This is a genomic window from Micromonospora sp. WMMA1923 (assembly GCF_049179195.1).
Taxonomy (GTDB): domain Bacteria; phylum Actinomycetota; class Actinomycetes; order Mycobacteriales; family Micromonosporaceae; genus Micromonospora; species Micromonospora yangpuensis.
On sequence record NZ_JBMHLZ010000001.1, the window covers coordinates 515,857 to 535,281 of the forward strand.

Below are 19,425 nucleotides of genomic sequence, written 5' to 3' on the forward strand. Positions count from 1 at the left end.
GGGGCATGCGCTACGTCGAGCTCGACACCCCCAAGCCCATGTCCAGGATCGGCCTCGGGACCTGGCAGTTCGGTTCCCGGGAGTGGGGCTACGGCTCCGACTACGAGCAACGGGCGGCGCAGATCGTCCGCCGTGCCCTCGACCTCGGGGTCACCCTCTTCGACACCGCCGAGATGTACGGCTTCGGCCGCAGCGAGCGGATCCTCGGCGCGGCCCTCGGCGAGGACCGGAGCAAGGTGGTGGTGGCCAGCAAGATCTTCCCGCTGCTGCCGGTCGCCCCGGTGGTGCAGCAGCGGGCGGTCGCCTCGGCGACCCGGCTCGGCGTCGGCCACATCGACCTGTACCAGGTGCACCTGGCCAACCCGGTCATCGCCGACACCACCACCATGCGCGGCATGCGCACGTTGCAGGACGTCGGCCTGGTCGGCGAGGTCGGGGTGAGCAACTACAGCCTGCGCCGCTGGCAGTTCGCCGAGGCGGCGCTGGGCCGGCGGGTGCTCACCAACCAGGTCCGGTACAGCATGCTCGACCGGGGGCCCGAGGACGACCTGCTGCCGTACGCCGCCCAGGCCGGTCGGATCGTGATGGCGTACAGCCCGCTGGCCCAGGGCTTCCTCTCCGGCCGGTACGACGCCGGCAACCCGCCGAGCGGGTCGGTACGCCGGGCCAACCCGTACTTCCTGCCGGAGAACCTGGCCCGCGGCACCCAGTTGATCGAGACGTTGCGCGCGGTGGCCGACGCGCACGACGCCACCCCGAGCCAGATCGCCCTGGCGTACCTGCTGCGCCACCCGAACGTGGTGGCCATCCCCGGCGCGTCGAGCGTCGAGCAGATGGAACGCAACGCCGCCGCCGCCGAGATCGACCTCACCGACGACGAGTACGCTGCCCTGGTCACCGCCGCGAGGCAGTTCCGGCCGGTCACCGGCCTGGCCGCGGTACCCAAGCTGATCCGCGCCCGCGTCGGCCGGTGACCCGCGCCCGCGTCGGCCGGTGACCCGCGGTGGCCGGTGGTCCAGCGGTGGCCGGTGGTCCGTCGGCGGCCGGCGGTCCGACGGCGGGACCGGAAAGTAGCTCGGATGTGACGTTGCGTGGCCGCCCGTTCGGTGTCCGGGCGAGCTAGCGTGGGCGAGTGACTGCGTCTGATGCGTCTACCGCGGTACCGCCGGTGCCGCCCACCGACCTGCCCGGCACCCTCGGCGAGCTGCGTGCGGCCGGGCACCGGTACCGCACCGTCAAACAGGAGCTGCGCGACAACCTGCTCGCCGCGATGCGTGCGGGCGGGGACCGCTTCCCGGGCATCGTCGGGTACGACGACACCGTGCTGCCCGAGGTCGAGCGGGCCCTGCTGGCCGGCCACGACCTGGTGCTGCTCGGTGAGCGGGGGCAGGGCAAGACCCGGCTGATCCGGGCGCTGGTCGGGCTGCTGGACGAGTGGACACCGGTGATCGTCGGCTCGGTGCTCAACGAGCATCCGCTGCACCCGGTCACCCCGGCCTCCCGAGCGCTGGTCGCCGAGGCCGGCGACGACCTGCCGGTCGGCTGGCTGCACCGTTCGCTGCGGTACGGCGAGAAGCTGGCCACCCCGGACACCAGCGTCGGCGACCTGATCGGTGACGTGGACCCGATCCGGATCGCCCAGGGGCGCACCCTCGGCGATCCGGAGACCATCCACTTCGGCCTGGTGCCCCGGACCAACCGGGGCATCTTCGCCGTCAACGAGCTGCCCGACCTGGCCGAACGGATCCAGGTGGCGCTGCTCAACGTGCTGGAGGAGCGCGACATCCAGGTCCGCGGCTACCAGTTGCGGCTGCCGTTGGACCTGCTCCTGGTGGCCAGCGCCAACCCGGAGGACTACACCAACCGGGGCCGGATCATCACCCCGCTCAAGGACCGGTTCGGCGCCGAGGTGCGTACCCACTACCCGCTCGACCTGGAGCTGGAGCTGGCACTGATCCGGCAGGAGGCCGACCTGGTCGCCGAGGTGCCCGAGCACGTGCTCGAGGTGCTGGCCCGTTTCGCCCGCGCGGTGCGCGAGTCGCCCTCGGTCGACGTACGCTCCGGCGTCTCGGCCCGGTTCGCCATCGCCGCAGCCGAGACGGTGGCCGCCGCCGCCCTACGTCGCGCCGCCCTCCTCGCCACGCCCACCACCACCCCCACCGCGCCTGCCACCACCACCCCCGCCACCACGCCCGCCGCGCCTGCCATCGGGTCCGCCGCCGCCCAGGTGTTTGGAAGGGACCCCTATACATCAGAAAGCGTTAACAGGGGGCCCTTCCTTACCGAGGGGGCGGTGGCTCGGGTGGGGGATGCGGTGTCGGTGACCAGCACCCTGCGCGGGAAGGTCGAGTTCGAGAGCGGCGAGGAGGGCCGGGAGACCGAGATCCTCGGCCACCTGCTGCGTACCGCCACCGCCGAGACGTTCCGGGCCCGGCTGGCCGGGTTGGACCTGTCCGGGTTCACCGGTCTGGTCGCCGACGGGGCGGTGATCGAGACCGGTGAGCTGGTGCCGGACGCCGACCTGCTGGGCCAGGTCGGCACCATCGGCGGGCTGGCCAAGGTGCTGGACCGGCTCGGCCTGGGTGACGCGCCCACCCCGGGGCAGGCCGCCGCCGGCATCGAGTTCGTCCTGGAGGGGCTGCACCTGACCCGCCGCCTCGGCAAGGACGTCACCGAGGACGGCCGGGCCCGCTACGGCAGCCGGGGCTGACCGTGGCCGGCAACCGGTTCCGGTACGGGCAGTGGCGCGGCGGCCCCGACCCGCTGGCACCCCCGTACGACGTGCGGGAGGCGGTCGATTCCGTCGGCGCGCAGGTGCTGGCCGGCGAGAGCCTCCGGGATGCCCTGCGGGACCTGCTGCGTCAGGGTCCGAACGGGCGGGGTGGCCTGGACGACCTGGCGGCGCGGGCCCGGCGGTTGCGTCGGGAGGCGCTGCGCCGGGGCAATCTGGACGGTGCGGTGACCCGGGCCCGGGCCCTGCTCGACCAGGCGCTCGCCGCGGAACGCGACGAGCTGCGGGGCCGTGCCGACGAGGCGGCCCGGTTCGCCGAGGCGGTGCTGGACAACCTGCCCCGCTCCACCGCCCGCGCCGTGCAGGAGCTGGACGGGTACTCCTGGGCCAGCGACGAGGCCCGGCAGACGTACCAGCGGATTCTCGACGGCCTGCGCGGCGAGGTGCTGGAGCAGCGCTTCGTCGGGCTGCGGGAGGCGGCCCGCTCCGCCGCCGACCCGGCGGCGCAGGCGCGGCTGGCCGAGCTGATGCGCGACCTGAACGACCTGCTGGCCCGGCACGCCCGGGCCGAGGACACCAGCGACGCGTTCGCCGAGTTCATGCGCCGGCACGGTGAGTTCTTCCCGGAACGCCCCCGGGACGTCGACGAGCTGGTCGACGTGCTGGCCCGGCGGTCCGCGGCCGCGCAGCGGCTACTGGGGTCGTTGACCGACCGGCAGCGCCAGGAACTGGCCGGCCTGATGCGCCAGTCGCTCGGTGACCGCCTCGACGACCAGTTGGCCACCCTGGACGCCAACCTGCGGGCGCTCCGGCCCGACCTGGGCTGGGGCCGGAGCGAGCGGGTCCGGGGCAACGAACCCCTCGGCTACTCCGAGGCCGCCGGCGCGCTCGGTGACCTGGCCGAGTTGGACGAGCTGCTGGACCAGCTCGACCAGGAGCATCCCGGGGCGACCCTGGACGACGTCGACGTCGAGGCGGTCGCCCGGACGTTGGGGCGCGACGCCGCCGACGACGTACGCCGGTTGCGGGAGCTGGAACGGGAGCTGCGCCGGCAGGGCTGGGTGGACCGGGACGCCGACGGGCTGACGTTGAGCCCGAAGGCGCTGCGCCGGTTGGCCGGTACCGCGTTGCGCCGGGTCTTCGCCGACCTCTCCGCGGGGCCGCGCGGTCAGCACGACCTGCGTTCGGCCGGGGCCGCCGGCGAGGTCAGCGGCGCGTCCCGACGCTGGGAGTACGGCGACGAGCAGCCCCTGGACGTGGTGCGCACGATCACCCGGGCGGTCCACCGGGCCGGCCCGAGCGTTCCGGTGCGGCTCACCGTCGAGGACTTCGAGGTGGTCGAGACCGAGCGGCGGGCGTCGGCGGCGGTGGCGCTCTGCGTCGACCTGTCGTACTCGATGATCTCGCAGGGCCGGTGGGGGCCGATGAAGCAGACCGCGTTGGCGCTGTCGCACCTGATGGCGACCCGGTTCCCGCAGGACGCGCTGCAGATCGTCGGCTTCGGTCGGCAGGCGGTGCCGATGACCCAGCAGGAGCTGGCCGCGGCCGAACCGGACATGGTGCAGGGCACCAACCTGCAGCACGCGTTGCGGCTGGCCGGCCGGCACCTGCGGCGGCACCCGGACGCCGAACCGGTGGTGCTGGTGGTCACCGACGGTGAGCCGACCGCGCACCTGGACCCGGTCGACGGTGAGCCGCGCTTCCACTGGCCGCCCCTGCCGGAGACCATCGAGGCCACGATCCTGGAGGTCGACCGGCTCACCCGCTACCGCGCCACGCTGAACCTGTTCATGCTCGGTGACGACCCGGGCCTGCGCCGGTTCGTGGCGGCGGTGGCCCGCCGCAGCCGGGGCCGGGTGTTCACCCCCGACCCCGACGACCTGGGCGAGTACGTCGTCTCCGACTACCTGCGCGCCCGCCACGGCCGCCGCTGACCTCCGCCCCACCCGGCTGCCCGATCCACGAAACCGTGCCCTCGACCGGGCGCTGTGGCCACTCGATCCAGGTTGTGATGGTCGGCCGGGCGCTGACGCCGCTCGATCCGGGTTGTGGTGGTCGGGCCGGGCGCTGTGGCCGCTCGATCCGGGATGCGGTGGTCGCGGCGGGTGCTGACCCCACCAGATCCAGGATGTGGTGGTGGGGTGGGCGCTGTCGCCGCTCGATCCACGATGTGGTGGTCGGTTTGGGCGCTGTGGCTGCTCGATCCTGGTTGTGGTGGTCGCGGCGGCCCTGTCGCCACTCGATCCGGGATGTGGTGGCCTCAACCGGTGCTGTCGCCGCTCGATCCACGAAAACGTGGTCCCGACGGGCGTTGACGCCGCTCGATTGGCGAGAACGTGGTCTCGGCGGACCGGGGGATCACTCGATCCACGATCGACCCCGTGAGCCGCCCGGGAGGTGGTCAGGGTGGGGTGCGTAGGGCCCGGAGTTGTTCCAGGTGGGCCGGGAGGTGGACGCGCAGGTGCAGGTCGAGGGTGCGTTCCCAGGGCAGCACCTCGTCGACGACCAGGGAGAAGCCCTCCCGTAGGTGGGTCTCGACCGGGGTCTGCGCCGCCGGGCCGAGCCGCTCGGCCAGGGTGCAGAGCTTCGAGCTGGTCGTCCGGAGCAGCCCGGCCAGCCCGGCCATCCCGCCGCACTCCGCGACCAATTCGTCCAACTGTGGGCGGTGGATGCTCGCCAGGTCGTAGTAGGCGAAGTGCGAGCCGGCCAGCACCGCCTCCATCGCCTCGTTCATCAACTCGTCGTTGGCGGCGAGGTGCGCCACGATCTGCTCGGCGGTGAGGTCCCCCTCGGCCGGCGGTCCGAACCCGCCGGCGTCGATCTCCGCGAACACCTCCTCGTACGCCTCGCGCAGCCGGCCGCTCTCCATGCCCCCAGTCAACCCCGACCGCCCGTCGGCCGGGCCGGTGACGCCCGTCGGATTCACCCGGACGGGCCACCCGGGGCGGGCGGGGCGGGTGGAACCGTCAGTTGATGGCCCACTGTTGTTCGGGGCTGCCGGTGCAGCCCACCTGGATGATCTCGGCACCGACCCCGGTGCCGGCGTCGCGGACCTGCGCGCACCGGCCGGAGGCCACGCTCACCAACAGCACCGGGCCGGAGCCGACAGCGCTCAGCCGCCACTGCTGGTTCGGCTCGCCGTGGCAGGGGAACTGCTGGATCTTCGCCCCGTCGTCGCCGCTGGCACCCTCGACGTCCAGGCACTGGCCGTACGCGGCGTTGGTCAGGGTGATCACGTCCGGTGCCACCTGGTTGGCCACCCACTGCTGCTCGGGGGCACCGGTGCAGTCGGCGAGCAGAGCGCGGGCCGTCTGGTGACCGCCCTCGGCGGCGACGCAGCGTCCGGAGCCGACGCCCTGGAACACCGTCGGTCCGGACCGACCCGCCGGGGCGGCGGCGGTGCTGGCCGAGGGGGTCGGCGTCGGTTCCGCGGTGGGGGTCGCCTCGACCGTCGAGGGGGTGGGCTCCGGCTCCGGCTCCGGTGCCGCGCTCGGCGCTGCCACGGCTGCGGCCTTCGTCGGTACCGCCGGCTGGTCACCGCCGCCGAGCACGCCGGTGGCGAAGAACACCCCCAGCAGTACGCCCACCAGCCCGACCGCCGAAGCGGCCCGCAACAGCGGATCCCGGGTCAGCCCGCCGCGGCCGACCCGTGGCGCGTCCCGCCGACGGCCGGCCCGCCCGGGATGGCCCTCCTGTCCGGTGCCGTAACCGCGGCCGCCGTACCCGCTGGCGTCCTGTCCGGTGCCGTAACCGCGGCCGCCGTACCCGCTGGCGTCCTGTCCGGTGCCGTAACCGCGGCCGCCGTACCCGCTGGCGTCCTGTCCGGTGCCGTAACCGCGGCCGCCGTACCCGCTGGCGTCCTGTCCGGTGCCGTAACCGCGGCCGCCGTACCCGCTGGCGTCCTGTCCGGTGCCGAAGCCGCGGCCGCCGTACCCGGTGTTGTCCTGCCCGGTGCCGTGTCCGCGGCGGGCGGGTGGCCCGCCGTAGACGGTGCCGGAGGTGTCACGGGACGACGGGTCGCTGACGGCCATGCTGGCATCCTCACCCGACCGGGGCCCCGATGGCCAGCCGACCCCCGCCGCCGGGTGGTCAGTCGACGACGGTCACGTCCTTCCAGAAGGCCACCCGGTCGCGGATCATTTCGGCCTCCGCCTTCGGTTCGGGGTAGTACCAGACCGCGTCGGTGCTGGCCCGGCCGTCGGACTCCAGGCTGTAGTAGGACGCGGTGCCCTTCCACGGGCAGACGGTCCGCGTCGGGGACTCCCGCAGCACGTCGTCACGCAGCGCCGCTCGGGGGAAGTAGTGGTTGCCCTCGACCACCACCGTGTCGTCGCTCTCGGCGATCACCAGGTCGTTCCAGACGGCTTTCGGCATGTCGCCAGCCTAGGTGCTGCGGGCCACGCCGCAACCCTGCCCGACATTCCGCAGTCGAACGCCTACAGTGATCGCATGTGTGCGGTGCGTGCCGAGCGGGCGGCGGGTCAAGGGGAGACCGGCCACGGGAAGACCGGTCGTCCGGAGGCGGTGGCCCGGGACCGGGCGGTCGACCACGAGGCGGCGGTGCGGCGGCTACGGCGGTCGTACGCGGCGGTGCCCGCCGGGGAGACCGTACGGCTGGCCAAACGCACCTCCAACCTGTTCCGTCCCCGGGTCCAGCCCCGGGTACCGGGGCTGGACGTCAGTGGCCTGGCCGGGGTGCTCGCCGTCGACCCGGTCACCCGTACCGCCGACGTGCAGGGCATGTGCACCTACGCGGACCTCGTCGACGCCACCCTGGCGCACGGCCTGATGCCGCTGGTGGTGCCGCAGTTGCGCACCATCACCCTGGGCGGGGCGGTGACCGGGCTGGGCATCGAGTCGACCTCGTTCCGGCACGGCCTGCCGCACGAGTCGGTGCGCGAGATGGACGTGCTGACCGGCAGCGGTGAGCTGCTCACCTGCGCCCCGCAGGGCGAGCACGCCGACCTGTTCGCCGCCTTCCCCAACTCGCTGGGCAGTCTCGGGTACGCCACCCGGCTGCGCATCGAGCTGCAACCGGTACGCCGGTACGTGGCCCTGCGCAACGTCCGGTTCACCGGCCTGGCCGAGCTGACCGACGCGATCGGCGAGATCACCGAGACCCGTTCCTGGGCCGGCGAGCCGGTCGACGCGCTGGACGGGGTGCTCTTCGCCCCGGATGAGGCGTACCTGGTGCTCGGGACCTTCACCGACGACGCGGCCGGGGTCAGCGACTACACCGGCCAGGCGATCTACTACCGCTCGCTGCGCGAGCGGAGGCGGGACACGCTGCGGACCCACGACTACCTCTGGCGGTGGGACACCGACTGGTTCTGGTGTTCGGCGGCCTTCGGGGTGCAGCACCCGGTGGTACGCCGGATCTGGCCGGCGCGGTGGCGGCGCAGCGACGTCTACCACCGGCTGGTCCGCTGGGAACACCGGCACCAGGTGGCCGCCCGGATCGACAGGTGGCGCGGCCGGCCGCCCCGGGAACGGGTGGTGCAGGACGTGGAGATCCCGCTGGACCGCACGGCGGAGTTCCTGCGCTGGTTCGCCGACACGGTGCGGATGGCCCCGGTCTGGCTATGCCCGCTGCGACTGCGCGAGCCGGCCGGGCCGGGCAGCGCCACCGCCTGGCCGTTGTATCCGCTGCGACCGGGGCAGACCTACGTCAACATCGGGTTCTGGGGGAGCGTGCCGATCCCGGCCGGGGCCGCCGACGGCGACCTCAACCGGTCGATCGAGCGCGCGGTGGCCACCGCCGGGGGGCACAAGTCGCTCTACTCCGACGCGTACTACGACCGGGTGTCCTTCGAGCGGCTCTACGGCGGCCCGACCTGGCGGGCGGTGCGGGAACGGTACGACCCGGACCACCGGCTCACCGGACTCTACGAGAAGGCGGTGACCCGGCGATGAGCCTGACCGAGAAGCACCGGACCCCGGCCGACCGGGCAGATCCCGCCGGCCGGCCGCCGGGCCGCCGGACGCGCACCACCGTGGCCGACGTCGTCCGCGCGTCGACCGTCGGGGACCTGCCGGTGCGGATCACCGGGTACGACGGCAGCGCGCTCGGCCCCGCCGACAGCGGCTACACCCTGGCCATCCGTTCCGAGCGTGGCCTGTCGTACCTGCTCACCGCCCCGGGTGACCTGGGGCTGGCGCGGGCGTACGTCAGCGGTGACCTGGCCCTGCTCGGGGTGCACCCGGGCGATCCGTACCCGGCGTTGCGGCTGCTCGCCGACGAGCTGCGGCTGCGCACCCCGGGCCTGGTCGAGGCGTTGGCGCTGGTGCGGGGGCTGGGCTGGGAACGGCTGCTGCCGCCGGTGCCCCCGCCGCAGGAGGCCCCGCCCCGCTGGCGTCGGGTGCTGGGCGGGCTGCGGCACTCCCGGAGCCGGGACAGCTCGGTGATCTCGCACCACTACGACGTGTCGAACGCGTTCTACGAGCGGGTGCTCGGGCCGTCGATGACGTACACCTGTGCCGTCTTCGGCTCGCCGGACGACACCCTGGAGCAGGCCCAGTGGGCCAAGTACGAGCTGGTCGCCGGCAAGCTGGCGCTGCGGCCGGGGATGCGGCTGCTCGACGTCGGCTGCGGGTGGGGCGGCATGGTCCGGCACGCGGCCCGTGAGCACGGGGTACGCGCCCTCGGGGTGACCCTCTCCCGGGAGCAGGCCCGGTGGGCGCAGGCCGCCATCGAGAAGGAGGGGCTGACCGGGCTGGCCGAGGTACGGCACCTGGACTACCGGGACGCCCCACCGGGGCGGTTCGACGCGATCTCCTCGATCGGGCTGACCGAGCACATCGGAGTCCGCAACTACCCGGCGTACTTCGCCGCGCTGCGGGACCGGCTGAGTCCGCACGGCCGGCTGCTCAACCACTGCATCACCCGACCGGACAACCGGGCCGCGCACCGCTCCGGGGCGTTCATCGACAGGTACGTCTTCCCCGACGGCGAGCTGGCCGGGCCGGGTCGGCTGATCGGCGAGCTGCACGACGTGGGCCTGGAGGTGCAGCACGCCGAGAACCTGCGCCGGCACTACGCGCTGACCCTGGCCCGCTGGTGCGCCAACCTGGCGGCGAACTGGGACGCCTGCGTGGCCGAGGTGGGTACGGGCACCGCCCGGGTGTGGGGCCTCTACATGGCCGGGGCCCGTTTCTCCTTCGAACGCAACGGCGTCCAGCTGCACCAGGTGCTGGCCACCCCGGTCGACCCCACCGGTGAGCGGCCCTTCCCGCTGCGCCCCGACTGGACCCCCTGACCGACGCCGCGCCCCGACTGGACCGGCCAAACGACGAGTAGGTTCCGCCGGGGCGGGGTAAAGGCGAGCGATGTTCTTCATCTTCGGACTGCGCACCAAGGTGCACCGCTCGGGGGTGGTCACCGCGGTCTGCCGGTACTGCGGCAAACAGGCCGCGCAGGTGGTCACCCGCCACTCGACCAGGTTCACCCTCTTCTTCGTGCCGCTGATCCCGATCCGGACCCGGTTCGTGCGGCAGTGCACCTTCTGCGGGGCGGAGGACGTGATCAGCCGCGACGAGGCGAGCCGGGCCACGGCGCCGGTCGCTCGATGACCCGCTTCCTCTGCTGGCTGATCGGCCGACCGGCAGCCCCGGCACCGGTCCACTCGGTGCCCCGCCCGCCCTGCACCCCACGCCGCCGGCACCGCCGCCGGACCCGTCGCCCCCAGGCCGGCCACCGGCTGCCGCGCTCGCCCTGGAACCGCTCACCGGAGCACTGACCGCCGGTCCCGCCTGGCTGCCGCCTCCGTCGGCGTGGCCACACCTCGCCGGTCCGGGCCGGCGTCGGACCCACCCCGCCGGTCCGGCGTCCAGGCGACGGTGGCGGCTATCGTGGCGGATCATGCGGAGCACCGAGCAGCGACTGGCCGAGATCCGGGGTGGGGTGCCACCTCGGCGGCACAACGCCCGTACGATCGCCGCGCTCACCGGCAACCCGGGCTGTACCCGCCGGGCGGTGCTGGACAGCGCCGGGGTGGACAAGACCGGCCTGGCGCAGCAGGTCGGGTTCCCGGCCCGGTTCGGCCAGTCCCGCTTCGCCATCACCCGGGGCAACGCCTTCGAGGCCCAGCTCAAGGCCGACGGCGGTACGGAGCTGCTGCGGCTGGTCGCCGAGCGGCTGGGCGTACCGGTGCCGGCCGAGACCAGCTGGACCGACCTGGGTGACGGCAGCGACGGCCAGCCCGACCGGCACCGGCGTTCCCGGGCCCGCCTGCTCGCCGCCGTGGGCCCGTCCACCGTGGGCCCGTCCGCCGTGGGCCCGTCCGCCGCGGGCCCGTCCGCCGTGGGCCTGTCCGCTTCGGCCCGCGACGACGAGACCGTCGGTCCCGGCCCGGCGGCGGATGCCGCGCTCTTCGACCATCCGCTGTTGGCGTTGGAGGTGGCCGGGCAGCGGGTGCACCTGGAACCCGACCTGGTCGCCGCGCGGCTCGCCGGCCGCTGGCACGTCGTCGAGATCAAGTCGTTCCCGGTGATCGACGGGCAGGCCGATCCGGCCAAGGTGGCCGCCGCCGCGATCCAGTCGGCCGTCTACGTGCTGGCCCTGCGTGACCTGCTCACCGCCGCCGGGCACCCGGCCGAGCTGGTCAGCACCGACGTGGTGCTGATCTGCCCGCGTGACTTCGGCAACCAGCCGGTGGCGAGCCTGGTCGACGTGCGCAAGCAACTGCTGGTGCTGCGCCGCCAACTGGACCGGATGGAACGGATCGACACGCTGCTGGCCGGGGTGCCGGCGGACTTCACCGCCGACCCGGCGGCGGATCCGGCGACGGTGACCGCCGCGCTGCGCCGGGTGGACGCCCGGTACGCCCCGGAGTGCCTGGCCAGCTGCGAGCTGGCGTACTTCTGCCGGCACGAGACGCGCGGGCAGACCGGTTCGCTGGGGCGTCCGGTCCGGGAGGCGCTCGGCGGGGTGGCCACCGTCGAGGAGGTGCTCGCACTGGCCGCCGGGGAGCGGACCGCCGAGCCGGACCAGGCCGAGGCCGCCGCCCTGCTGCGCGCCGCTGCCCGCCTGAGAGCCGACGCCCTGTCTGTCCCGTCGCCCGGCGACACCCTCCCGGCCCCGTCGCCCGGCGACACCCTCCCGGCCCCGTCGCCCGGCGACACCCTCCCGGCCCCGTCGCCCGGCGACACCGTCGCACCCCAGTCGCCCCGCGCCGCCGCGCCCGTGCCGCCGGGTGACGCCGCCGCGCCCGTGCCGCCGGGTGACGCCGTCGCACCCCACCCCGCATGAGTACGCTGCGCGCGCTCGCCCGCGCCCAGGCGCTCGCCGCCGGGCGGGCCCAGCCGGTGGCGACGGTACGACACCTGCACCTGGCCGAGCGCCCGTTGGTGCTGGTGCCGCTGGTGCTGGCGGGTGAGGCGAACGCCCCGCTGGCCGCCCTGGTCGGTGCGGCACCACAGGAGGCGAAGCTGCTGGTCGTGCCGCAGCCGCGCAACCGTGACCAGCGGTTCGCCTTCGCCGCCGAGCTGGCCTCGGTCGTGCTGCCCTGGATCGACGAGCACCGCGGCCCGACCGAGGCGGTACCTGTCGACCGGGGCCGGGACGTGCGGCACCGGTACACCGACGCCCCGCAGGTGGTGGTCCCCAACCCGGCCGGGGTGACGTTCCTGCGGCTGTTCGGCCGGGCCACCCGGTTCCGCCGTACCGACGGGGACTATCCGGTGCACCCGTCGGTGCCGCTGCTCGGGCAGTGGCTGACCTTCTTCGCCGAGCGGGCCGAGCATCCGGGTTCGGCGGCGACCGTGGCGCTGACCGAGGCGTTGACCCTGCACTGGGCGACCGGGCAGTCGACGGTGGAGGACCTGCACCTGCCGGCGCTGCTCGGCTGGCTCGACCCACCGGCCGGCTCGGACGGCCCCACGGCGGCGGCCCGGGCCGAGGATCCGGCGCGCTGCCCGCCGGCCGGACCGGCCACCGATCCGGAGTTCGACAACCGGGTGCTCGCCCCGGCGATGAGCGCGTACGCCGACGCCGAGGACGACCCGGACGCGCGGCGGGCGGCGTACGAACGGCTGGTCGGGGTGCTGCGTGAGCAGCTCGCGCCGACCTGGGAGCTGGCCTGGCGTGGCCTGGGGTTGTTGCGGTCGTTGTCGCCCGGCGCGCGGGTGGCGGGGCGTTTCGCCGGTGACCGGGACGCGTTCACCGCCTTCTGCGAGCACCTCGACGACTCGGGTGGCCCGCAGCCGCGCCGGGACTCGGCGGTGGCCGCCGCCGCCCGACTGCACCGGCTGGAACGGGCGGCGACCTCGTACGCGGTGCAGCGGGCCTACGACGATCCGCTGGTGATGGCCGAGTACCGGCTGACCGGCGAGGCGTTCGCCGGTGAGGTACGGCTGGCCGATCCGAAGCGGGTGGACGACAGCGGAAAACGGCCGGTGCTGCGTCCCCGGATCCAGCTGGTCACCGACGAGCCGGTGCTGGTGCCGGTCGGCGCGACCCTGACCTGCCCGGACCGGCCCGGCCAGAAGGCCCGGGTGGTCTTCGTGACCCCGGTCGACGGCACCCGGACCGAGGTGGTGCTGGAACTCTCCGGTGGCATGGGCCGAGGGTTGACCGCGCCGGCCGGCAGCGTGCCGGTGGTGGGGGAGCGGCTCTGCTACACCACGCTGTCCGAGGCGTTCCTGCCCGCCCCGGTGTTTCCCGCGCCGGAGGAGACCCCCTGGACACACGGGGGTCCGCCCGCCGCACCGGCGCCGGTGTAGTTTCCGACAGTCCGCCTCGGTCCGATGTGGATCGCGGGATGGCGGCACCTCCGGTAGCTGGCTAGGCTGACCGCGTTCGCTGTCCGTGACCGGTCCCCGCCGTGTGCAGGAGGGAGAGCCGGACCGCTGTGCTGCCCCTGGACGTGAGGTCGGGATCCGTGCCGGTGCCGTCACCGAACCGCCCGGGTCTCCCGGTGCCGTCACCGAACCGCCCGGCTCGCCTGGGCCTGTGGTTGGCCGGGGTGGTCCTGCTCGTCGAGGCGGGCTGGCTGGTGGCCGGGTTGCCGCAGGCGGCCCTGGCCAGTGACCTGGGCGCGGTGGTCGTCGCCGGCTGGGCCGCGGTGGCCTGCCTCGGTGCGGCCCGCCGGCATCCGCCGTCGCTGCGCCGGTTCTGGTGGTTGCTGGCCGCCACCATGGTGCTGTCAGGTGTCGGCCGGTCGATCTGGACGGTGCAGCGGCTGATCGGTGACACCCTGCCGCACACCCCGCTGATCGGCGCCATCTTCACCGCCGGCATCGTCACCGGCACCGCCGCGCTTTTCCTTCCGCGGTCGGCTCCCCGCACCGGGCTCGGCCGGGCCCGGACGTTGCTGGACGGGGTGATCGTCGGGCTCGCCCTGATCCCGATCGGTTGGATAGTGGTGTACGGGGACATCGCCGAGGCGGACCTCGCCTATCCACTGCGTATCCTCGGCCTGGCCTATCCGGTGCTCGACCTGATGCAGTTGACCATCCTGGTCGCGGTCGCCGGGCCGGGACGTCCGATGTGGCGGCCGTTGCCGTGGATCGGGGTGAGCCTGGCCGTGCGGGGAATGGCCGACGCGCTCTACGTCTGGCTCGTCACCCAGGGCAGCTACGCGCCGGGGCACCCGATCGATCTCTGCTGGCCGTTGAGTTACCTGCTGATCGGCGCGGCCACCCGCCATCCGCCACCGCCCGACGACGACGGTGCCGACGAGGCGACCGAGCCCCCGTTGTCGGCCAGGTGGCGGGTGGCCCTGCCGTACCTGCCGGTGGGCGGGGCGATCGTCGCGGTGGTGCTGTCCCGCCGGAGCACCGGGCAGACCCCCGAGGTGATCTTCTACGGCATGATGGCGCTGCTCGGCGCGCTGGCGTTGCGCCAGGGGTTGGCCGCCAACGAGATCCTGCGGTTGGTCGGTCGCCTGCGCCGGTTGGCCTACCGGGACCAGCTCACCGGCCTGCCCAACCGGCTGCTGTTCAACAAGCGGCTGCGGCAGGCCCTGCGTCGGGAGTCCCCGGTCGCCGTCCTGCTGCTGGACCTGGACGGCTTCAAACAGGTGAACGACCGGTTCGGCCATGCCGCCGGTGACACCCTGCTCACCAACATCGCGGCCCGGATGCGGGCCGCCGTGGACGCCGACGCCACGGTGGCCCGGCTCGGCGGCGACGAGTTCGCGGTGCTGCTCGACGGCGACCGGTCGACCCCGCCGGAGCTGCTGGCCGAGCGGCTGCTGGTGGCCCTGCGTCCCTCGGTCGGCGAGGAGGAGGCCGGCGTGCACCCCTCGGCGAGCATCGGCATCGCCGAGTACGGCCCGCAGCACGCCTCGCACACCGACCTGCTGCGCGACGCTGACATCGCCATGTACGCGGCCAAGGCGGCCGGTAAGTCCGCGTACCGGACCTGCACGTCGACGTTGCGGGAGTCGGCGGTGAGCCGGGCGGAGCTGATCGCCGAGCTGCGCCGGGCGGTCGACGAGAACCAGCTGTGCCTGGAGTTCCAGCCCATCGTGGACCTGGCCACCGGCACGGTCGGCAGCGCCGAGGCGCTGGTCCGCTGGCGGCACCCCCGGCTGGGGATGCTGCCCCCGGCGAGGTTCCTGCCGTTGGCCGAGGAGACCGGGCTGATCCTGCCGATCGACAGGTGGGTCATCCACGAGGCGTGCCGGGCCGCCGCGGCCTGGCGGGGCCGTGCCCCGCAGGCCACCGTGGCGGTGAACATCGCCGCCGCCCACCTGCACCGCTCCGACCTGATCGCCACGGTCACCGACGCCACCGCCCGCGCCGGCCTGGCCCCGGGCGCGCTCACCCTGGAGCTGACCGAGTCGGCGTTGATCGAGGGCAGCGAGGTGGTGCTGGACCGGCTGCGTCAGCTACGTGAGCTGGGTATCCGGATCGCCATCGACGACTTCGGCACCGGTTACTCGTCGCTGAGCTACCTGCACCGGATCCCGGCCACCGAGCTGAAGATCGACAGGTCCTTCGTGACCCGGCTCGGCGAGGACGACCGGGCCTACGCGACGGTGGAGATGGTCACCCGGCTGGCCGGCGCGTTCGACCTGGCGGTGGTCGCCGAGGGGGTGGAGACCGAACGGCAGCACACGGCGGTCGCCGCGATCGGCTGCGCACACGGCCAGGGCTACCGGTACGGCCGCCCCGGCGAACTGCCCGACCTGCGCGGCCGTACCGGCGTCGGCTCGCCCGCCTGACCGGGTGGCGACTACTGCGGGGGCTCCGACGGTGGGGGTTCCGGTGGCAGGTTGGGGGAGAGCCGCCGCAACGCGCCGAAGGTCGGCAGCAACGCCTCGTACAGCTCCTCGTGCAGCGGCAGCAGCGCCGCGTAGGTGGCGGCGGCGGCCGGGTCGGGGGTGACCGTCTGGTCGATGCGGACCAGGTCGGCCGCCACGTCGACCGAGGGGATCAGGCCCAGCGCCTGCATCCCCAGCAGCGCCGCGCCGAAGCTGGACCCCTCGTGCCCAGCCGGGAAGCGCACCGGCAGACCGAGCGCGTCGGCGAGCATCTGCCGCCACAGTGGGCTGCGGGCGAAACCGCCGCTGGCCCGCACCTCGCGTACCTCGTTGCCGGCGGCCTGCACCGACCGCAGCACCAGGGCCAGCTGCTGGCAGACCCCCTCCAGCGCGGCCCGGATCAGGTGTTCCCGGCGGTGGCCGTGGGTCAGCCCGACGTACGCCCCGCGCGGCAGCGCGCTCCAGTGCGGGGCCCGCTCACTGAGCAGGTACGGCAGCATGATCAGCCCGCCGGAGCCGACCGGGGCGCGGGCGGCCAGCGCCAGCAGCTCCTCCTCGGGCTGCTCGCCCAGGTCGGGGGCGAGCGCGTCGCCGGTCCAGCCGAGCACGATGCCGCCGTTGTTGATCGCGCCGCCGACCACCCAGCGTCGTTCGGTGAGCGCGTAGCAGAACACCCCGCCGAGCGGGTCGACGGCGGGCTGCTCCACCATCACCCGCAACGCGCCGCTGGTGCCGATGGAGCAGGCCAACACGCCGGGGCGGACCGCGCCGAGACCCAGGTTGGCCAGCGGGCCGTCACCGGCGCCGACCACCACCGGGGTGCCGGCCGGCAGTCCGGTGGCGCGGGCCGCCGCCGGGGTGAGGCCGGGCAGCACACCGGTGGTGGGGACCAGCCGGGGCAGCTGTGCCTCGGTGATGCCGGCGATGCCCAGCGCCTCCGGGTCCCAGGCCAGCCGGTGGATGTCGAACAGCCCGGTGCCGGAGGCCAGCGAGTGGTCGGTGACCAGCTCACCGCAGAGCCGCCGCAGGACCAGGTCCTTGCTGCCCACCCAGTGCGCGACCTGCTCGAAGAGCCGGATCTTCTGCTCGGCGTACCAGACCAGTTTGGGCAGTGGGGCCATCGGGTGCACGGGGGTGCCGGTCCGGCGGTGCAGGGCCAGCGCGTTGGCCCCGGCGCGCAGCCGTTCGGCCTGCCCGCTGGCGCGCGAGTCGGCCCAGGTGAGCACGGGGGTCAGCGGTTCGCCGTGTACGTCGAGGCCGATCAGGCTGTGCATCGCCGAGCTGAACGACAACCCGGCGACCGGCCGGGCCAGCCCGGCGACGACCACCCGGACGGTCTCCAGCACGGCGGCGTGGATCAGCTCGAAGTCCTGTTCGGCGTGACCGGGCCGGGGCGCGTCGAGCGGGTAACCGACCGCGTGGCTGCCGAGCTGCCGCCCGTCGGTGTCGTAGGCCACCGCCTTGGTGCTGGTGGTGCCGATGTCGACGCCGATCACCACCGGTCGGTCGGCTGCGGAGCCTCCCACGCGCGCACCCCCTGACTCCCGCGCCGAGTCCGGCGCGAATTTATCATTCGATCGGATGATTTACCCCCTGCGGGTTGACAACTCTCCGTCTGCCACTCGTTGACCAGGGCGACACCCCAGATTGGTGGCCTGCACGGCGGAGGAGTCGGCATGGCGAGGACTGATTCGACGGGTACCTGGCGGTACCGCTGGGCGCACCGGGAGAACGACCGGTTGCGGCAGGCGTACCGTGATGCCGAGCTGACCTGGCGACGGCGCGACGAGGAGCTGCGGCGCATGCGCGCGGCGGCGCTCGGGTTCCGGGCCGCCGCCACGGCCGCACCCGGCCTGCCGCTGGAACTCGACAGCGACGAGCGGGTGCACTGGGTGGCGCCGGCCGCGCAGCTGGTCGAGAGCCGGCACTCGGCGGTGCTGCCGGCCCCGGAGTTGTCCGTCCCGGTCTCCGGCGCCCGGCCGCGCCCGCGCCGCCCCGACGGCCTGCGGGTGCTCGACACCGGCCTGGCCGTGATCACCAACCACCGGCTGGTGCTGCTCGGCGGCCGGGGCCGCCGCGACTGGGCGTACGGCCGGATCAGCGGCCTGGCGCACGACCCGGCGGCACCGGTGACCCTGATCCAGGTGCTGGACCGGCGGCCGGCCTCCGGGCTGCTGCTGCCGCCGGCCACCGTCGCCGAGTTCCGGCTCACCCTGACCCTGGCCTTCGCCGACGTGATCGAGCAGGGTCCGGCCGTCGTCGCGCAGCTCGACGAGCTGATCGCCGAACACGACCAGGTACGCCCGTTCCGTCCCGAGATCGTCACCCCGGCGCAGGCCCAGTTCACCGCGCGGGTACCCGGCGGCCGGCGGACCGTGGCGGCGGCAGCGGCCGGACTGCTGCTGATACCCGCCGTGCTTGTCGACTCCGACCCACCCGGCCCGACCGGCACCCAGGCTGCCGTCGCCGCCACCGGCGAGGTCGCCGCGCCGGTGGCGGCGACGGCGCGGCCCGCCACCTCGCCGACCCGGACCCGGTCACCGAAGCCCCGCCGGGCCACCGGCGGCGGCACCGCGACCCCGTCGCCCCGGGACCGGTTCTGCGGCGCACCCCGCAACCCCTTCGGGTACGACTTCTGCGACGGCCAGCAGATCTGGACGCCCGCCACCGAGTTCTGCGACTGGTTCTCCTGTGGCCAGGACTTCCAGGACGGCCGGGGCTACCTGGTGCAGTGCCGTGACGGCTCGTTCAGCCGCTCCGGCGGCCAACCGGACGCCTGCGACCTGCACCGGGGCGTCCGCCGTACCCTGCACTCCTGAGCCGGTAGCCGAGGTCCCGAGCCCGCTCAAGGGCAGCTGAGCCGGGGTGGCGCGGCTGTTCCATGATGTCTGGCGTGATCCAACGCAACCGCAAGCGGGACTACTGCGACTGTGCCGGCCCGAGCTGCGACAGCCCGAACTGCGACGGCCCGGGTTGCTGCGACTTCGGACTCTTCTCCTTCCTGCTCACCCTCGGCGCGGCCACCGCCCAGGTCACCCGGGCGCCCCTGGTCGACCGGGCCGGCCGGGCCGCGATCGGCGGCTACCGGCGCTGGCTGTCGCACCGCTGGCCCGGCCGGTGCCGCTTCACCCCGACCTGCAGCGGGTACGGCCTCACCGCCGTCGAGCGGTACGGCCTGGCGGTGGGCGGCCGGATGGCGGCCGACCGGCTGCGCCGTTGCCGTCCACCGGTGCCACTCGGCACCCATGATCCGGTGCCGCCGGGTACCCACGATCCGGTGGCTCCCTCGCCTTGACCGGCCTGGAGGATCTTGGAAGAAATCGGCCCTCGGAGGGGCACTTTCCTGCCAGTATCTTGTCCGCGTCCGAAGGGTGACCTGCGCTCGGCGTCGACCACACAGCCCTTGGCCCGCTCGGCTACCGAACTGCTCATCTGGGTCTCCCGCCAGTGGGAGGCGGCCGGTAGGGTTCGAGGATCATCGGTGGGAGG

At 74.2% G+C, this 19,425-nt stretch carries 14 protein-coding genes and 1 pseudogene; 11 read left to right on the plus strand and 4 right to left on the minus strand.

The features are described from left to right. Positions 1-5 precede the first annotated feature (5 nt). From ACN28G_RS02380 to ACN28G_RS02390, 3 genes are all read left to right on the plus strand, one after another. Positions 6-974 carry an aldo/keto reductase gene (locus tag ACN28G_RS02380; protein ID WP_091434989.1) on the plus strand — a complete coding sequence of 323 codons (969 nt, stop codon included), beginning with the start codon at positions 6-8 and terminating at the stop codon, positions 972-974. 158 nt (positions 975-1,132) lie between these two features. Beyond that, positions 1,133-2,710: a magnesium chelatase gene (locus tag ACN28G_RS02385; protein ID WP_091434992.1), complete on the plus strand. Its 1,578-nt coding sequence runs from the start codon at positions 1,133-1,135 to the stop codon at positions 2,708-2,710. A gap of 2 nt (positions 2,711-2,712) precedes the next feature. After that, positions 2,713-4,665 (plus strand): vWA domain-containing protein, encoded by a 1,953-nt coding sequence (locus ACN28G_RS02390; protein WP_091434994.1) that lies wholly within the window; start codon positions 2,713-2,715, stop codon positions 4,663-4,665. A gap of 467 nt (positions 4,666-5,132) precedes the next feature. Here ACN28G_RS02390 and ACN28G_RS02395 read toward each other — a convergent pair whose 3' ends face one another. From ACN28G_RS02395 to ACN28G_RS02405, 3 genes are all read right to left on the minus strand, one after another. Continuing rightward, positions 5,133-5,600: a hypothetical protein gene (locus tag ACN28G_RS02395; RefSeq protein WP_091434996.1), complete on the minus strand. Its 468-nt coding sequence runs from the start codon at positions 5,598-5,600 to the stop codon at positions 5,133-5,135. Between the two features lie 97 nt (positions 5,601-5,697). Further along, positions 5,698-6,762 carry an RICIN domain-containing protein gene (locus ACN28G_RS02400; protein ID WP_421478280.1) on the minus strand — a complete coding sequence of 355 codons (1,065 nt, stop codon included), beginning with the start codon at positions 6,760-6,762 and terminating at the stop codon, positions 5,698-5,700. Between the two features lie 58 nt (positions 6,763-6,820). Further along, a complete protein-coding gene (locus tag ACN28G_RS02405; RefSeq protein WP_421478281.1) occupies positions 6,821-7,105 on the minus strand; it encodes a DUF427 domain-containing protein in 285 nt (94 codons plus the stop codon). Between the two features lie 186 nt (positions 7,106-7,291). Between ACN28G_RS02405 and ACN28G_RS02410 the strand changes: the two genes are divergently transcribed. From ACN28G_RS02410 to ACN28G_RS02435, 6 genes and pseudogenes are all read left to right on the plus strand, one after another. Continuing rightward, positions 7,292-8,644, plus strand: coding sequence for an FAD-binding oxidoreductase (locus tag ACN28G_RS02410; protein WP_421480847.1), 1,353 nt, complete (start codon positions 7,292-7,294; stop codon positions 8,642-8,644). Further along, positions 8,641-9,987, plus strand: a complete 1,347-nt coding sequence (locus tag ACN28G_RS02415) for a class I SAM-dependent methyltransferase (RefSeq protein ID WP_091435001.1) — start codon at positions 8,641-8,643, stop codon at positions 9,985-9,987. The genes ACN28G_RS02410 and ACN28G_RS02415 overlap by 4 nt, the downstream gene beginning before the upstream one ends. A gap of 70 nt (positions 9,988-10,057) precedes the next feature. Continuing rightward, the gene (locus tag ACN28G_RS02420; protein ID WP_091435003.1) at positions 10,058-10,300 is read left to right on the plus strand and encodes a zinc-ribbon domain-containing protein; all 243 of its coding nucleotides are present in this window, start codon (positions 10,058-10,060) and stop codon (positions 10,298-10,300) included. A 289-nt stretch (positions 10,301-10,589) separates the two neighbouring features. After that, positions 10,590-11,777 (plus strand): annotated as a pseudogene (locus tag ACN28G_RS02425) (hypothetical protein); the annotation flags it as partial. 197 nt (positions 11,778-11,974) lie between these two features. Then, a complete protein-coding gene (locus tag ACN28G_RS02430; RefSeq protein ID WP_091435005.1) occupies positions 11,975-13,450 on the plus strand; it encodes a hypothetical protein in 1,476 nt (491 codons plus the stop codon). 194 nt (positions 13,451-13,644) lie between these two features. After that, positions 13,645-15,897, plus strand: coding sequence for a putative bifunctional diguanylate cyclase/phosphodiesterase (locus ACN28G_RS02435; protein WP_175440456.1), 2,253 nt, complete (start codon positions 13,645-13,647; stop codon positions 15,895-15,897). An 11-nt stretch (positions 15,898-15,908) separates the two neighbouring features. Here the strand turns inward: ACN28G_RS02435 and ACN28G_RS02440 are convergent, their stop codons facing one another. Further along, complete coding sequence (locus ACN28G_RS02440) at positions 15,909-17,462, minus strand: gluconokinase (RefSeq protein WP_421478282.1); 1,554 nt, start codon at positions 17,460-17,462, stop codon at positions 15,909-15,911. A 150-nt stretch (positions 17,463-17,612) separates the two neighbouring features. Between ACN28G_RS02440 and ACN28G_RS02445 the strand changes: the two genes are divergently transcribed. Both ACN28G_RS02445 and yidD read left to right on the plus strand, forming a co-directional pair. Further along, the gene (locus tag ACN28G_RS02445; RefSeq protein WP_091435011.1) at positions 17,613-18,755 is read left to right on the plus strand and encodes a hypothetical protein; all 1,143 of its coding nucleotides are present in this window, start codon (positions 17,613-17,615) and stop codon (positions 18,753-18,755) included. Positions 18,756-18,820: 65 nt separating this feature from the next. Next, the gene (yidD, locus tag ACN28G_RS02450; RefSeq protein ID WP_373868294.1) at positions 18,821-19,231 is read left to right on the plus strand and encodes a membrane protein insertion efficiency factor YidD; all 411 of its coding nucleotides are present in this window, start codon (positions 18,821-18,823) and stop codon (positions 19,229-19,231) included. Positions 19,232-19,425 lie beyond the last annotated feature (194 nt).

Coding starts and splice junctions, on each gene's coding strand:
- ACN28G_RS02380 (WP_091434989.1), top strand. CDS start 6: ATGCGCTACGTCGAGCTCGACACCCCCAAGCCCATGTCCAGGATCGGC.
- ACN28G_RS02395 (WP_091434996.1), bottom strand. CDS start 5,600: ATGGAGAGCGGCCGGCTGCGCGAGGCGTACGAGGAGGTGTTCGCGGAG.
- ACN28G_RS02400 (WP_421478280.1), bottom strand. CDS start 6,762: ATGGCCGTCAGCGACCCGTCGTCCCGTGACACCTCCGGCACCGTCTAC.
- ACN28G_RS02405 (WP_421478281.1), bottom strand. CDS start 7,105: ATGCCGAAAGCCGTCTGGAACGACCTGGTGATCGCCGAGAGCGACGAC.
- ACN28G_RS02415 (WP_091435001.1), top strand. CDS start 8,641: ATGAGCCTGACCGAGAAGCACCGGACCCCGGCCGACCGGGCAGATCCC.
- ACN28G_RS02420 (WP_091435003.1), top strand. CDS start 10,058: ATGTTCTTCATCTTCGGACTGCGCACCAAGGTGCACCGCTCGGGGGTG.
- ACN28G_RS02430 (WP_091435005.1), top strand. CDS start 11,975: ATGAGTACGCTGCGCGCGCTCGCCCGCGCCCAGGCGCTCGCCGCCGGG.
- ACN28G_RS02445 (WP_091435011.1), top strand. CDS start 17,613: ATGGCGAGGACTGATTCGACGGGTACCTGGCGGTACCGCTGGGCGCAC.
- yidD (WP_373868294.1), top strand. CDS start 18,821: ATGTCTGGCGTGATCCAACGCAACCGCAAGCGGGACTACTGCGACTGT.